Here is a 14,956-nt window from a genome sequence, read left to right as displayed (position 1 = left end):
CAGATGAGTGGAGGAATGCATTGGTGAACGAAATATTATCAAAGCAGGATGAACTAGCAAAACGCATAGCTAAAGAACAAGGGATCGCCTATAAGCAAGTACATAATGTAATGTCCATGGTCAATGAGGGAAATACTGTTCCGTTTATTGCCCGTTATCGTAAAGAGCAAACAGGTTCCCTTGATGAAGTTCAAATTCGGGATATATTGGATAGATGGCATTACTTACAGAGCCTTGCACAAAGAAAGGAAGAAATCCTTCGTTCGATTTCCGAGCAAGGAAAGCTAACGGATGAGTTGTCTGAACAAATCAATAAAGCGGTGAAGCTTCAGGAACTGGAAGACCTATACAGACCATATAAACAAAAACGCCGGACCAAGGCAACTGTTGCAAAAGAAAGAGGGCTAGAACCTTTTGCTGACTGGCTCCTGACTTTCTCTAAAGAATCAGTTGAGGAAAAGGCGCAAGGCTTTGTTTCAGAAGAAAAAGGTGTGAATACAGTAGAAGAAGCAATTGTCGGAGCTAAGGATATTATTGCTGAACGGGTATCTGATGATGCTGAAAGCAGAAAATGGATTCGCAAGGAAACCTTTAAGTCGGGAGTTGTTACATCCTCTGTGAAAGATGCGGACAAGGATGAGAAAAAGGTTTATGAAATGTATTATGAGTATGAGGAGCCAGCCGGGAAAATAGTACCACACCGAATCTTGGCTCTAAATCGTGGAGAGAAAGATGATATACTCCGTATTTCTATTAAGGTCAACTCCGATACCATCTTAAATTATTTGACCAGAAAATGGATCCTTAAAACTTATTCTCCTGCTGCTCCTGTTGTTCGTGAAGCAATTGAGGATGCATACAAAAGGCTCATTCAACCATCAATTGAACGCGAAATTAGGAATGAGCTAACGGAGAAGGGCGAAGAACAAGCTATCCATATTTTTGCTGAAAACCTTAGGAAACTTCTGCTTCAGCCGCCCCTAAGAGGACGGGTTGTACTTGCTGTTGACCCAGCATACAGAACAGGGTGCAAACTTGCGGTAATTGATGAGACGGGAAAGGTATTGAAGATTGATGTTATTTATCCGCATCCTCCTGTGGCCAAACGACGGGAGGCCCATGAAAAGTTTGTTGCCATTCTGGAGGAATACTCTGTTCAAATGGTCGCAATTGGGAACGGAACAGCATCAAGGGAAACCGAGCAATTTGTTGCTGATATCTTAAAGGAATCAAAACGGGACATCTTCTATTTAATTGTAAATGAGGCTGGAGCGAGTGTATATTCCGCCTCCGACCTGGCCCGTGAGGAATTTCCGCACTTGCAGGTTGAGGAAAGAAGTGCTGTTTCAATAGGCAGGCGACTTCAAGATCCGCTTGCCGAGCTGGTTAAAATTGATCCTAAATCCGTGGGGGTTGGACAGTACCAGCATGATGTATCGCAAAAAAGGCTTTCTGAATCGCTCCATTTTGTTGTGGAAACAGCAGTAAACCAAGTAGGGGTAAATGTAAATACCGCATCGATTTCACTCCTTCAGTATGTATCAGGGCTAACGAAAACAACTGCGGGGAACATTGTCAAGAAGCGGGAAGAGGAAGGGAAATTTACAAATCGTAATGAACTAAAGAAAATCCCGCGCCTCGGTTCAAAGACTTATGAACAGGCCATTGGATTCCTAAGAATTATTGACGGAACAGAACCATTGGACCGAACAGGCATTCATCCGGAGAATTATCAAGTTGTAAAACAATTGCTAAGAAGCCTTGGATTTACTTCTGAGGATTTGGGCAGCGAGCACTTGCGGGCATCTTTAAGCGGGTTAAATATTGTCCGGCTAGCCCAGGAACTTTCTATCGGGGAAATCACATTGAAAGATATTATCGAAGCACTCGTGCGCCCGGAGAGAGACCCGCGTGATGAAATGGACGCGCCGTTGCTGAAAAAGGATGTCCTAAAATTAGAAGATCTAAAACCTGGTATGGAACTGCAAGGGACGGTCCGGAATGTAGTGGACTTTGGTGCGTTCGTGGATATAGGTGTAAAACAAGATGGTCTCGTCCACATTAGCAAGCTGAAAAAACAATTTGTTAAACATCCGCTCGACGTTGTTTCGGTTGGGGATGTAGTGACAGTTTGGGTGGATTCTATCGATAAGCAAAAGGGCCGGGTCTCTCTTACGATGCTTGAGGCGGAATAATAGCCTCGAGGCAAAATAATAGTCAACGGCAAAAAGCCATTAACTTAACGGGGCGTGCCTGATGGGCACGTCTTTCTTTTATAGGTGGAATTTATAGATTTCTCGACTGTGTTTACTTTTATTATTGGGTGTGTCTAAGTCCAGTTACACAAAGCTTCCTCGAAAGCACGAAATTTTTGCAGTAGCGTAATGAGGAGCGTCTGCGCAGATTCAACCTCGCCCTACGATAAGCCATCATCAAACGCTTAAGCTCTTCGTAATCCCTTTAAATATTTGTATGGTGATTAACGAGGCGCATGCGCTTTTGTTCATTTCTATAATGCCTTTAAGCCGGGTTATTTTTTCTATAAAAAAACCAGCATTGATTCAGGAGTTTGATTTGGTAGCGGTTTTTTTCATAAAAAGCCCGCCTCATTCTGTTCTGAAACCAAGTTGGCATTGGATTCCCTCCCGTCGCTCACGGATTTCTGTATAGTATGATATAATAGGTTGTCATGTTCATCGAAAGTGGGGCTAGAGGCAGGCATGGAAAATCATGAACTTCAAAACCTTACTGAAACGTTGTCTCTTCAACATTTCGGTATTCCCTTTAAGCATAAGGCTGTATTCAATTCAAGGCTAAAAACCACTGGCGGCCGGTATTTGCTTAAGTCACATAATATCGAAATTAACAAAAAGTATTTAGAGCAGTTAGGTTTTGATGAAATGGTGGGCATAATAAAACATGAACTTTGCCATTATCATCTCCATCTAAGAGGGTTAGGATATCAACATAGGGATCCTGAATTTAAAGCATTGTTAAAGCAGGTAGATGCCCCTCGGTTTTGCGGACAGCTGCCTGAGAATCAGGAAAAGAAGAGCAACAGAAAAGTTCTCATTTATGAATGTTCTTCTTGTGGGGCAACTTATCAAAGGAAGCGGTCATTAAATACTTCAAGGTATGTATGTGGTAAATGCCGCGGAAAGCTACTTAAAGTTAAGGAAATCCGCATTGAGCAGTGAATGGAAATGCCGGAAAAATTTAATGCTGAGTTCTTCTTGACATTGGACTGGACCGTCATTATAATGTAAAGAGTCGACAGGAGATGTTGACTTGAAAAATTAATATTTTTAAATTTATTCCGCAGTAGCTCAGTGGTAGAGACGAGCAAGACTTCCATGAAAATGCTGCGAGTTGTACCCGCCGAGCAGCTGCTTGCTTTGGCTTTCTGAGGTGGGGACACAATAGCTATCTAATTGTATAGAAACACTTTATTATTCCGCAGTAGCTCAGTGGTAGAGCAATCGGCTGTTAACCGATCGGTCGTAGGTTCGAGTCCTACCTGCGGAGCCATTTTTTGGGGAAGTACTCAAGAGGCTGAAGAGGCGCCCCTGCTAAGGGTGTAGGTCGGGTAACCGGCGCGAGGGTTCAAATCCCTCCTTCTCCGCTCCTGTAAAATTATATATATGGCCCCTTGGTCAAGCGGTTAAGACACCGCCCTTTCACGGCGGTAACACGGGTTCGAATCCCGTAGGGGTCATTGGTTTTTATTTTCATTGGGCTATAGCCAAGCGGTAAGGCAACGGACTTTGACTCCGTCATTCGTAGGTTCGAATCCTGCTAGCCCAGCCATTCTTTTTACCATTAATTCTTTTGTAGAGTAGTGTTTAAGTTTGAGCCATTAGCTCAGTTGGTAGAGCATCTGACTTTTAATCAGAGGGTCGAAGGTTCGAGTCCTTCATGGCTCACCATAATAATTAAGCGGGTGTGGCGGAATTGGCAGACGCACCAGACTTAGGATCTGGCGCCGCAAGGCGTGGGGGTTCGACTCCCTTCACCCGCACCAATGTTTAAAAATACCAGTTGCAAAACAATTGAGTGCGTGATATTATAATGAATGTCGCTGTGAAACATGCGGTCGTGGCGGAATCGGCAGACGCGCTAGGTTGAGGGCCTAGTGGTGGCAACACCGTGGAGGTTCAAGTCCTCTCGGCCGCACCAAAAAGCTTCATTATCAACGCTGGTGATTTTATAAAATGCGCCCGTAGCTCAATTGGATAGAGCGTCTGACTACGGATCAGAAGGTTATGGGTTCGACTCCTTTCGGGCGCGCCATATTACGGGAAGTAGCTCAGCTTGGTAGAGCACTTGGTTTGGGACCAAGGGGTCGCAGGTTCGAATCCTGTCTTCCCGACCATTTAAAATTTTATATTATGCGGGTGTAGTTTAATGGTAAAACTCCAGCCTTCCAAGCTGATGTCGTGGGTTCGATTCCCATCACCCGCTCCAAATTGTTCCTTGAAAACTAAACAAACAAGCGTCAACAAACAATTATTTTATGATGGCTTCGGCCATCAGCTAACGTAACTTTATGAGCTAATCACTCACTCTTTATTGGAGAGTTTGATCCTGGCTCAGGACGAACGCTGGCGGCGTGCCTAATACATGCAAGTCGAGCGGGGTTTTAAAAGCTTGCTTTTAAAACTTTAGCGGCGGACGGGTGAGTAACACGTGGGCAACCTGCCTGTAAGACTGGGATAACACCGGGAAACCGGTGCTAATACCGGATAATCCTTTCTGACACATGTCGGGAAGCTGAAAGACGGTTTCGGCTGTCACTTACAGATGGGCCCGCGGCGCATTAGCTAGTTGGTGAGGTAATGGCTCACCAAGGCAACGATGCGTAGCCGACCTGAGAGGGTGATCGGCCACACTGGGACTGAGACACGGCCCAGACTCCTACGGGAGGCAGCAGTAGGGAATCTTCCGCAATGGACGAAAGTCTGACGGAGCAACGCCGCGTGAGCGAAGAAGGCCTTCGGGTCGTAAAGCTCTGTTGTCAGGGAAGAACAAGTACCGGAGTAACTGCCGGTACCTTGACGGTACCTGACCAGAAAGCCACGGCTAACTACGTGCCAGCAGCCGCGGTAATACGTAGGTGGCAAGCGTTGTCCGGAATTATTGGGCGTAAAGCGCGCGCAGGCGGTCCTTTAAGTCTGATGTGAAAGCCCACGGCTCAACCGTGGAGGGTCATTGGAAACTGGGGGACTTGAGTGCAGAAGAGGAGAGCGGAATTCCACGTGTAGCGGTGAAATGCGTAGAGATGTGGAGGAACACCAGTGGCGAAGGCGGCTCTCTGGTCTGTAACTGACGCTGAGGCGCGAAAGCGTGGGGAGCAAACAGGATTAGATACCCTGGTAGTCCACGCCGTAAACGATGAGTGCTAAGTGTTAGGGGGTTTCCGCCCCTTAGTGCTGCAGCAAACGCATTAAGCACTCCGCCTGGGGAGTACGGCCGCAAGGCTGAAACTCAAAGGAATTGACGGGGGCCCGCACAAGCGGTGGAGCATGTGGTTTAATTCGAAGCAACGCGAAGAACCTTACCAGGTCTTGACATCCTCTGACAACTCTGGAGACAGAGCGTTCCCCTTCGGGGGACAGAGTGACAGGTGGTGCATGGTTGTCGTCAGCTCGTGTCGTGAGATGTTGGGTTAAGTCCCGCAACGAGCGCAACCCTTGTCCTTAGTTGCCAGCATTCAGTTGGGCACTCTAGGGAGACTGCCGGTGACAAACCGGAGGAAGGTGGGGATGACGTCAAATCATCATGCCCCTTATGACCTGGGCTACACACGTGCTACAATGGATGGTACAAAGGGCAGCGAAGCCGCGAGGTGAAGCCAATCCCATAAAACCATTCTCAGTTCGGATTGCAGGCTGCAACTCGCCTGCATGAAGCCGGAATCGCTAGTAATCGCGGATCAGCATGCCGCGGTGAATACGTTCCCGGGCCTTGTACACACCGCCCGTCACACCACGAGAGTTTGTAACACCCGAAGTCGGTGGGGTAACCTTTTGGAGCCAGCCGCCTAAGGTGGGACAGATGATTGGGGTGAAGTCGTAACAAGGTAGCCGTATCGGAAGGTGCGGCTGGATCACCTCCTTTCTAAGGATATTGCCCTTTGTGGCAATCGGAACTCAGTTCTTACGAACTGTGATGTTGACTGCTTGTTTGTTTAGTTTTGAGGGAGCAATCTTCTCATTTTCTATTGAGAAACCTTCAAAACTTTATTTCTTTGCTCCTGCGCCGCAGTAGTTCGAGGATTATCCTTGAGCTCGTCGCAAGGCAGCACGAAGTAACGCTCTGATGTTCAGTCATGATGTGATTGAAGTCAGTAGCCTTGTTCCTTGAAAACTGGATAATCGTAAAAAGAAGTAACCAAGAAGAACCGAGTGATCGCCATTTTAGTTTTCTCTCTATTTAATAGAGTGAACAAACCTTTTAGGTTAAGTTAGAAAGGGCGCACGGTGGATGCCTTGGCACTAGGAGCCGATGAAGGACGGGACTAACACCGATATGCTCCGGGGAGCTGTAAGTGAGCTTTGATCCGGAGATTTCCGAATGGGGAAACCCACTATCCGTAATGGGATAGTATCTTTACCTGAATTCATAGGGTATTGAAGGCATACCCGGGGAACTGAAACATCTAAGTACCCGGAGGAAGAGAAAGCAAACGCGATTCCCCAAGTAGCGGCGAGCGAAACGGGATATAGCCCAAACCGAAAGGCTTGCCTTTCGGGGTTGTAGGACACTCAACATGGAGTTACAAAGGAACGGGGTAGGTGAAGAGGCCTGGAAAGGCCAGCCGTAGAAGGTAAAAGCCCTGTAGTCGAAACTTCGTTCCCTCCTGAGTGGATCCTGAGTACGGCCGGACACGTGAAATCCGGTCGGAATCCGGGAGGACCATCTCCCAAGGCTAAATACTCCCTAGTGACCGATAGTGAACCAGTACCGTGAGGGAAAGGTGAAAAGCACCCCGGAAGGGGAGTGAAAAAGATCCTGAAACCGTGTGCCTACAAGTAGTCAGAGCCCGTTCATGGGTGATGGCGTGCCTTTTGTAGAATGAACCGGCGAGTTACGGTCCCATGCAAGGTTAAGCTGAAAAAGCGGAGCCGCAGCGAAAGCGAGTCTGAATAGGGCGAATGAGTATGTGGCCGTAGACCCGAAACCAGGTGATCTACCCATGTCCAGGGTGAAGGTAGGGTAACACCTACTGGAGGCCCGAACCCACGCACGTTGAAAAGTGCGGGGATGAGGTGTGGGTAGCGGAGAAATTCCAATCGAACTTGGAGATAGCTGGTTCTCTCCGAAATAGCTTTAGGGCTAGCCTCACGTTGTAAGAGTCTTGGAGGTAGAGCACTGTTTGGACTAGGGGCCCCCATCGGGTTACCGAATTCAGACAAACTCCGAATGCCAAAGACTTATCCGTGGGAGTCAGACTGCGAGTGATAAGATCCGTAGTCAAAAGGGAAACAGCCCAGACCACCAGCTAAGGTCCCAAAGTATACGTTAAGTGGAAAAGGATGTGGAGTTGCTTAGACAACCAGGATGTTGGCTTAGAAGCAGCCATCATTTAAAGAGTGCGTAATAGCTCACTGGTCGAGTGACTCTGCGCCGAAAATGTACCGGGGCTAAACGTATCACCGAAGCTGTGGGTGGACACCTTATGGTGTCCGCGGTAGGAGAGCGTTCCAAGGGCGTCGAAGCAAGACCGGAAGGACTTGTGGAGCGCTTGGAAGTGAGAATGCCGGTATGAGTAGCGAAAGATGGGTGAGAATCCCATCCACCGAATGCCTAAGGTTTCCTGAGGAAGGCTCGTCCGCTCAGGGTTAGTCGGGACCTAAGCCGAGGCCGAAAGGCGTAGGCGATGGACAACAGGTTGATATTCCTGTACCACCTCTTCATCGTTTGAGCAATGGGGGGACGCAGGAGGATAGGGTAAGCGCACTATTGGACATGTGCGTCTAAGCAGTTAGGCTGGGAAGCAGGCAAATCCACTTCCCGTGAAGGCTGAGCTGTGACAGCGAGGGAAATTTAGTACCGAAGTTCCTGATTCCACACTGCCAAGAAAAGCCTCTAGCGAGATGAAAGGTGCCCGTACCGCAAACCGACACAGGTAGGCGAGGAGAGAATCCTAAGGTGAGCGAGAGAACTCTCGTTAAGGAACTCGGCAAAATGACCCCGTAACTTCGGGAGAAGGGGTGCTCTTTAGGGTTCATAGCCCTGAAGAGCCGCAGTGAATAGGCCCAGGCGACTGTTTAGCAAAAACACAGGTCTCTGCGAAGCCGCAAGGCGAAGTATAGGGGCTGACGCCTGCCCGGTGCTGGAAGGTTAAGAGGAGGGGTTAGCTCACGCGAAGCTCTGAATCGAAGCCCCAGTAAACGGCGGCCGTAACTATAACGGTCCTAAGGTAGCGAAATTCCTTGTCGGGTAAGTTCCGACCCGCACGAAAGGCGTAACGATCTGGGCACTGTCTCAACGAGAGACTCGGTGAAATTATAGTACCTGTGAAGATGCAGGTTACCCGCGACAGGACGGAAAGACCCCGTGGAGCTTTACTGCAGCCTGATATTGAATTTTGGTACAGCTTGTACAGGATAGGTAGGAGCCTGAGAAGCCGGAGCGCCAGCTTCGGTGGAGGCGTCGGTGGGATACTACCCTGGCTGTATTGAAATTCTAACCCGCACCCCTTATCGGGGTGGGAGACAGTGTCAGGCAGGCAGTTTGACTGGGGCGGTCGCCTCCTAAAATGTAACGGAGGCGCCCAAAGGTTCCCTCAGAATGGTTGGAAATCATTCGCAGAGTGTAAAGGCACAAGGGAGCTTGACTGCGAGACCTACAAGTCGAGCAGGGACGAAAGTCGGGCTTAGTGATCCGGTGGTTCCGCATGGAAGGGCCATCGCTCAACGGATAAAAGCTACCCCGGGGATAACAGGCTTATCTCCCCCAAGAGTCCACATCGACGGGGAGGTTTGGCACCTCGATGTCGGCTCATCGCATCCTGGGGCTGTAGTCGGTCCCAAGGGTTGGGCTGTTCGCCCATTAAAGCGGTACGCGAGCTGGGTTCAGAACGTCGTGAGACAGTTCGGTCCCTATCCGTCGTGGGCGCAGGAAATTTGAGAGGAGCTGTCCTTAGTACGAGAGGACCGGGATGGACGCACCGCTGGTGTACCAGTTGTCTTGCCAAAGGCATCGCTGGGTAGCTATGTGCGGACGGGATAAGTGCTGAAAGCATCTAAGCATGAAGCCCCCCTCAAGATGAGATTTCCCATTCGCAAGAAGTAAGATCCCTGAAAGATGATCAGGTTGATAGGTCAGAGGTGGAAGCGCGGCGACGTGTGGAGCTGACTGATACTAATAGATCGAGGACTTAACCATATTTGATTGCTTGATGTTCTTCTATTTCTTCCTTTACGATTACCCAGTTTTGAGGGAACAACCCTCATATAGTCTGGCAGTTATGGCGAGAAGGCCACACCCGTTCCCATCCCGAACACGGAAGTTAAGCTTCTCAGCGCCGATGGTAGTTGGGGCGTAAGCCCCTGTGAGAGTAGGACGCTGCCGGGCTATCCCAATTTTATTTTTGCACTGTAACAAGAAGTGTAGTTAGTGCATAAAATATTTTAGGGGAAAGTCATTGCTCGCTAAGAGCATGGTGAAATCAGAATCATTTTTATCGTCGCGGGGTGGAGCAGTCTGGCAGCTCGTCGGGCTCATAACCCGAAGGTCGCAGGTTCAAATCCTGCCCCCGCAATTTGGTCTGGTAGTTCAGTTGGTTAGAATGCCTGCCTGTCACGCAGGAGGTCGCGGGTTCGAGTCCCGTCCAGACCGCCATTTCAGTTTCATAGACTGATAAAGGAAAACGAAACATTGGTTTCGTCTTTTTTTATTTCTAGAGAATTTCTCCACTACTTCTGGCCTTTTTGCCCATTTTCATAAAATCATGTAAACTACATATAGGCGTATTATCCTTAGGAACTTACTTCCTAAGGTTTTTTTGCAGCCATAACCAACAGGTGTATCTAAAGTTCCTAAATAAAGGTGATGACATGAACGTATTTGAATATATTTCATCAAGTACTGAGGAAACAATGAGCCTTTCTGAAAAGCTCGCCGGTTATCTTCAGCCAGGTGATGTACTAACTCTTGAGGGAGACCTCGGTGCAGGAAAAACAACATTTACAAAGGGATTGGCAAAAGGACTGGGCATTGAAAAAATGGTTAATAGTCCGACCTTTACAATTATTAAGGAATATTCTGGCCGTTTGCCCTTATATCACATGGATGTATACAGAGTAACAGATGAGTATGAGGACCTTGGCTTTGATGAGTACTTTGAAGGGGAAGGCGTAACAGTCGTTGAATGGGCACATCTGATTGGCGATCAGCTTCCCCTGGATAGACTAGACATAAGAATAAGCCACGAGCCAGACAATAAGAGGAAGCTTCTTTTTAACCCAAAAGGAAGCCGCTATGAGCAATTATGTAAGGAGTTCTTTTCATGAAAATACTTGCTATTGATACATCAAATTACCCGCTTGGTGTGGCAGTTACGGATGGGGATAAAGTAGTTGCAGAATATAGTACCAACTTGAAGAAAAACCATTCCATCAGAATCATGCCCGCTATCGAATTTACGCTACATGAAGCAGGTCTTAAGCCTGCCGATTTGGACCGTATAGTTGTCGCGGAAGGACCTGGTTCTTATACAGGGGTTCGAATTGGAGTAACTGTTGCCAAAACAATGGCCTGGTCCTTAAATATTCCGCTGGTGGGTGTATCAAGCCTTCATGTACTAGCCATGAACGGACGTTATTTTGATGGCTGCATTGCACCTCTATTTGACGCAAGACGTGGACAGGCTTATACAGGACTTTACAAAGCAAAAGGTGGATTGGTTGATGCTGTTGTATCAGATCGTCTAGTTCTGATGGATGATTGGTCTAATTATTTGGCGGAGCTTGGGGAAAAGGTATTATTTATAGGCAATGACTCAAGCCTTCATCAAACCGTCATACAGGCTTCACTGGGAGAAAAGGCATTTTTTGCAAGTCCTGCCGAAATGAATCCAAGGCCCTCAGAGCTTGCTTTTCTGGGAAAAGAATTGGAGGCTGCAGATACTCATTCCTTCGTGCCAAATTATATCCGTCTTGCCGAAGCGGAAGCGAAGTGGCTTGAAGCAAGGGGAAATGGACATGAATGATATTCATGAAACCTTGTCGTTCAGATATATGAAAGAGGAAGACCTGGATCGAATTATGATAATTGAAAAAGAATCTTTTACACTTCCCTGGAGCAGGGAAGCATTTTATAATGAACTTCATCATAACCAGTACGCCGTCTATATAATCTTGGAGGAAAAAGGAGAACCTATAGGTTATTGTGGAGTGTGGATCGTTGTAGATGAGGCACATATAACAAATATTGCTATCCTTCCGCAGTACAGGGGTAGAAGGCTTGGTGAAGTATTGTTGAGAAAAGTGATGGAAACATCAAAGCAAATGGGAGCAACAAGCATGACCCTCGAAGTAAGAGTTTCCAATCTTCCTGCAAGAAATCTTTATAGGAAGCTGGGCTTTCAGGATGGCGGAATAAGAAAAAACTATTACACGGACAATGGTGAAGATGGGATTGTAATGTGGGTGAAATTAGGATGAAAAATCAATTGATTTTAGGAATAGAAACGAGCTGCGATGAAACGGCTGTAGCCATAATAAAGAATGGAAGGGAAATTGCGGCAAATGTTGTGGCCTCCCAGATTGAAAGTCACAAACGCTTTGGAGGAGTTGTACCAGAAATCGCTTCACGCCACCATGTTGAGGAGATGACAATGGTATTAGAAGAAGCGTTGAAGCAGGCAGAGGCTACAATGGATGATATTAGTGCGATTGCTGTAACTGAGGGTCCAGGTTTGGTTGGAGCGCTTTTAATAGGTGTGAATGCAGCGAAGGCACTTGCTTTTACACATCAAAAACCACTTGTCCCAGTACATCATATTGCTGGCCATATTTATGCTAATAGGATTGTAACTGAAATGAAATTTCCCTTGCTGGCTCTGGTCGTTTCGGGTGGGCACACGGAATTGGTTTATATGAAAGAACATGGCCATTTTGAAGTAATTGGAGAAACACGTGATGATGCAGCCGGAGAGGCTTACGATAAAGTAGCGAGGGTATTGAAGATGCCATACCCTGGCGGCCCTCACATCGATAGGCTTGCCCAAGAGGGAGCTGCTACTATCCCATTGCCCCGTGCCTGGCTGGAGGAGGGGTCCTATGACTTTAGTTTCAGTGGACTGAAATCGGCTGTTATTAATACCGTCCATAATGCGCAGCAACGTGGTGAGAGTATCATTCCTGCAGAACTTGCTGCAAGCTTCCAGGAGAGTGTCATAGAGGTACTTGTCACTAAGACTCTGCGGGCCGCTGAGGAATACAATGTAAGGCAGGTCCTGCTTGCTGGTGGTGTTGCGGCCAATAAGGGATTAAGAAGTGCGCTTAAAGAGGCATTTAGAGACAAGGAAGGCTTAGAACTGATTATCCCGCCTCTTTCTCTTTGTACAGACAATGCGGCTATGATTGCTGCTATAGGAAGTATTATGTTCGACAAAGGAATTAGAGCAGACATGACGCTGAATGCAAATCCTGGCTTGGCAATTGAAAAATATAACGAATAGAGTCATCCTATTTAAAAGAAGCATCGGAATTTCCCGGTGCTTCTTTTTTGTGGATAACCAAAAACATAATAATCTTCATTTTGAAAAAATTGTGGATAAGCACGTGTGTTCCTGTTGATAATGTGGATGATTTTATTGAACTCTGTGGACAAAGTGGATAAGTCAGTTGATAACCTATTTATAAAGGAATCTCCTGTGGACAGAAATGTGGATAAAAATGTTGAAAAGCGCAGGATAACCTGCGCTTTATTCTGCTAATTCGGCCCATTCTTCGAGAAGGCTGTCAAGCTCGGACCGTACCTGTTCATTTTGCTGATTAATAGCCAGTACCCGTTCATGATCCTGATAAACCTCAGGGTCACAAAGGAGAGTCTCATTTTTATCAATTTTTCCTTCCAATTCCTCAATGCGGTTTTCAATTTCCTCGAGTCTTCGTTTCCGCTGTCTATCAAGTTTCTTTGATTCCTTGTCCTTTTGAAAAGTAGACTTCGCAGTATCTGTACTAGTTTCACTATCTATTTGCGCCTTTTTTTCCAGTTCAGCAATTTCAAGCATTTCCTGCTTTTTCTCCAGGAAATAATCATAATCACCAAGGTACTCGTTACAACCCGCCTTATTTAATTCAATAACCTTTGTGGCAATTCGATTAATAAAATAACGGTCATGGGAAACAAACAAGAGGGTTCCAGGATAATCAATTAAAGCATTTTCCAATACTTCCTTGCTATCAAGATCAAGGTGGTTGGTTGGTTCGTCAAGGATTAGAAAGTTTGATCTTTCCAGCATAAGTTTCGCTAGGGCGAGCCTTGCCTTTTCCCCGCCGCTCAATGCAGAAACTGGCTTAAGAACATCATCACCAGAGAATAGGAAGTTTCCCAGAATTGTCCTAATTTCCTTTTCAGGCTTTAGTGGATAATCATCCCAAAGTTCATTCAGGACGCGCTTATTGGATTTTAAGTTTGCTTGTTCCTGATCATAATAACCTATTATGACATTAGTACCATACCGGATTGAACCCGAAATAGCAGGCAATTGCTTGACGATGGTTTTAAGTAATGTTGATTTGCCAATCCCATTTGGCCCAACTAGGGCAATGCTGTCTCCTTTTGTAATGCTGAAAGTAACATTTTTAGATACTGCTTGTTCATAGCCTATCGAAAGTGCGTCAGCCTGGAGAACATCATTGCCGCTTTGCCGTTCAATTTCAAAGGAGAATACTGCAGATTTTTCATCCCCAGATGGCCGCTCCATTAATTCGATTTTTTCAAGCTTTTTTCGCCTGCTTTGGGCCTGCTTTGTCGTGGATGCCCTGGCTATATTTCGCTGAATAAAATCTTGGAGTTTTGCAACCTCATCTTGCTGCTTTTCAAAAAGCTTTAACTCACGCTCATAATTTTCGGCTTTTTGAACTAAATATGAACTATAATTCCCGGTAAATTTCTGAATTTGCATTCGGGATAGTTCGTAAACCTGGTTAACAACCTTATCAAGAAAGTATCTGTCATGAGATACAATTAAAATTGCACCGTCATAACCTTGCAAATATTGCTCAAGCCAGGAAAGTGTTTCAATATCAAGATGGTTGGTTGGCTCGTCCAAAATCAGGATGTCCGGTTTACGAAGGAGCAGTTTTCCTAAAGCAAGCCGGGTTTTTTGGCCGCCGCTCAAGCTTGAAATACTGGTTGAATAATCATAGCTCTGAAAGTTCAGACCGTGCAAGACTGAACGTATGTCTGCCTCGTATTGATATCCACCTTGTTCCTTATAGCGGACTTGAAGGCCATCGTATTCTTTAAGTATCCTCTCATACTTAACTGCATCTTCAAAAACTGCCGGGTTTGCCATCTCGTTTTCAAGTAAGCGCAACGAGGCCTCTAGCTTGCGTACCTCCTCAAATACTTTCAGCATTTCATCCCAAATTGAGAGACTTGATTCAAGACCTGTATTTTGAGCAAGGTAACCGATAGTGACATCTTTTGGCTTGATAATTTCTCCACCATCGTGGCTGATTTGGCCAGCAATGATTTTTAAGAGCGTGGATTTTCCAGCTCCATTCCTCCCGACAAGCGCAACCCGGTCCCGGGTTTGCAGTTCTAGCTTTATATTAGATAAAATAAGATCAGCACCAAAGTATTTTGCAACTTGGTTGACTTGAAGCAAGATCATTAGTAATCACCTCATTACTATTAAAGTGTAACGTATCCCCCGTTTAACGGCAATAACCGTACCTGGCATGAATTTTTGCTGCCTTGAACTTGTGATTCAAAA

8 protein-coding genes, 12 tRNA genes and 3 rRNA genes are annotated in these 14,956 nt (G+C 46.3%); 21 read left to right on the top strand and 2 right to left on the bottom strand.

The window, feature by feature from the left end; translation table 11 throughout:
• Positions 1-23: 23 nt before the first annotated feature.
• Positions 24-2,195, top strand: a complete 2,172-nt coding sequence (locus AM500_RS24475) for a Tex family protein (RefSeq protein ID WP_053601872.1) — start codon at positions 24-26, stop codon at positions 2,193-2,195.
• 325 nt (positions 2,196-2,520) lie between these two features.
• Here the strand turns inward: AM500_RS24475 and cmpA are convergent, their stop codons facing one another.
• Positions 2,521-2,634, bottom strand: a complete 114-nt coding sequence (gene cmpA / locus AM500_RS25720; RefSeq protein WP_139070042.1) for a cortex morphogenetic protein CmpA — start codon at positions 2,632-2,634, stop codon at positions 2,521-2,523.
• 86 nt (positions 2,635-2,720) lie between these two features.
• Here cmpA and AM500_RS24470 point away from each other — a divergent pair, with 86 nt between their 5' ends.
• The 20 genes from AM500_RS24470 (at position 2,721) to tsaD (ending at position 12,688) form a co-directional block, all read left to right on the top strand.
• Positions 2,721-3,197, top strand: a complete 477-nt coding sequence (locus AM500_RS24470) for a SprT family protein (RefSeq protein WP_053601539.1) — start codon at positions 2,721-2,723, stop codon at positions 3,195-3,197.
• Between the two features lie 256 nt (positions 3,198-3,453).
• Positions 3,454-3,528 (top strand) — tRNA-Asn (locus tag AM500_RS24465).
• 6 nt (positions 3,529-3,534) lie between these two features.
• A tRNA-Ser gene (locus AM500_RS24460) sits at positions 3,535-3,622 on the top strand.
• Positions 3,623-3,643: 21 nt separating this feature from the next.
• Positions 3,644-3,715 (top strand) — tRNA-Glu (locus tag AM500_RS24455).
• A gap of 17 nt (positions 3,716-3,732) precedes the next feature.
• A tRNA-Gln gene (locus AM500_RS24450) sits at positions 3,733-3,807 on the top strand.
• A gap of 43 nt (positions 3,808-3,850) precedes the next feature.
• Positions 3,851-3,926, top strand: a tRNA-Lys gene (locus tag AM500_RS24445).
• A 10-nt stretch (positions 3,927-3,936) separates the two neighbouring features.
• Positions 3,937-4,021: transfer RNA gene (locus AM500_RS24440), tRNA-Leu, on the top strand.
• Between the two features lie 68 nt (positions 4,022-4,089).
• A tRNA-Leu gene (locus AM500_RS24435) sits at positions 4,090-4,176 on the top strand.
• A gap of 37 nt (positions 4,177-4,213) precedes the next feature.
• A tRNA-Arg gene (locus AM500_RS24430) sits at positions 4,214-4,290 on the top strand.
• A gap of 5 nt (positions 4,291-4,295) precedes the next feature.
• Positions 4,296-4,372, top strand: a tRNA-Pro gene (locus AM500_RS24425).
• 18 nt (positions 4,373-4,390) lie between these two features.
• Positions 4,391-4,464, top strand: a tRNA-Gly gene (locus AM500_RS24420).
• A 102-nt stretch (positions 4,465-4,566) separates the two neighbouring features.
• Positions 4,567-6,117, top strand: a 16S ribosomal RNA gene (locus AM500_RS24415).
• A 339-nt stretch (positions 6,118-6,456) separates the two neighbouring features.
• Positions 6,457-9,390: ribosomal RNA gene (locus AM500_RS24410) — 23S ribosomal RNA — on the top strand.
• Between the two features lie 72 nt (positions 9,391-9,462).
• Positions 9,463-9,579, top strand: a 5S ribosomal RNA gene (gene rrf / locus AM500_RS24405).
• The 16S, 23S and 5S rRNA genes sit together here with 12 tRNA genes alongside, the layout of an rRNA operon.
• A 113-nt stretch (positions 9,580-9,692) precedes the next feature.
• Positions 9,693-9,766 (top strand) — tRNA-Met (locus AM500_RS24400).
• 3 nt (positions 9,767-9,769) lie between these two features.
• A tRNA-Asp gene (locus AM500_RS24395) sits at positions 9,770-9,846 on the top strand.
• A gap of 215 nt (positions 9,847-10,061) precedes the next feature.
• Positions 10,062-10,517 carry a tRNA (adenosine(37)-N6)-threonylcarbamoyltransferase complex ATPase subunit type 1 TsaE gene (tsaE, locus tag AM500_RS24390; protein WP_053601538.1) on the top strand — a complete coding sequence of 152 codons (456 nt, stop codon included), beginning with the start codon at positions 10,062-10,064 and terminating at the stop codon, positions 10,515-10,517.
• Positions 10,514-11,215, top strand: a complete 702-nt coding sequence (gene tsaB / locus AM500_RS24385; RefSeq protein ID WP_053601537.1) for a tRNA (adenosine(37)-N6)-threonylcarbamoyltransferase complex dimerization subunit type 1 TsaB — start codon at positions 10,514-10,516, stop codon at positions 11,213-11,215. The genes tsaE and tsaB overlap by 4 nt, the downstream gene beginning before the upstream one ends.
• A complete protein-coding gene (gene rimI / locus AM500_RS24380) occupies positions 11,208-11,669 on the top strand; it encodes a ribosomal protein S18-alanine N-acetyltransferase (RefSeq protein WP_442853983.1) in 462 nt (153 codons plus the stop codon). Before tsaB ends, rimI begins: the two co-directional genes overlap by 8 nt.
• Positions 11,666-12,688 carry a tRNA (adenosine(37)-N6)-threonylcarbamoyltransferase complex transferase subunit TsaD gene (gene tsaD / locus AM500_RS24375; RefSeq protein WP_053601536.1) on the top strand — a complete coding sequence of 341 codons (1,023 nt, stop codon included), beginning with the start codon at positions 11,666-11,668 and terminating at the stop codon, positions 12,686-12,688. Before rimI ends, tsaD begins: the two co-directional genes overlap by 4 nt.
• 246 nt (positions 12,689-12,934) lie before the next feature.
• Here tsaD and AM500_RS24370 read toward each other — a convergent pair whose 3' ends face one another.
• Positions 12,935-14,854, bottom strand: coding sequence for an ABC-F family ATP-binding cassette domain-containing protein (locus AM500_RS24370; RefSeq protein ID WP_053601535.1), 1,920 nt, complete (start codon positions 14,852-14,854; stop codon positions 12,935-12,937).
• Between the last annotated feature and the right edge of the window lie 102 nt (positions 14,855-14,956).

The sequence above is a fragment of the Bacillus sp. FJAT-18017 genome (assembly GCF_001278805.1).
In the GTDB taxonomy this organism is placed as follows: domain Bacteria; phylum Bacillota; class Bacilli; order Bacillales; family Cytobacillaceae; genus Bacillus_D.
Note: the sequence above shows the minus strand (reverse complement) of the source record. Positions and strands in the feature narration are given on the sequence as shown.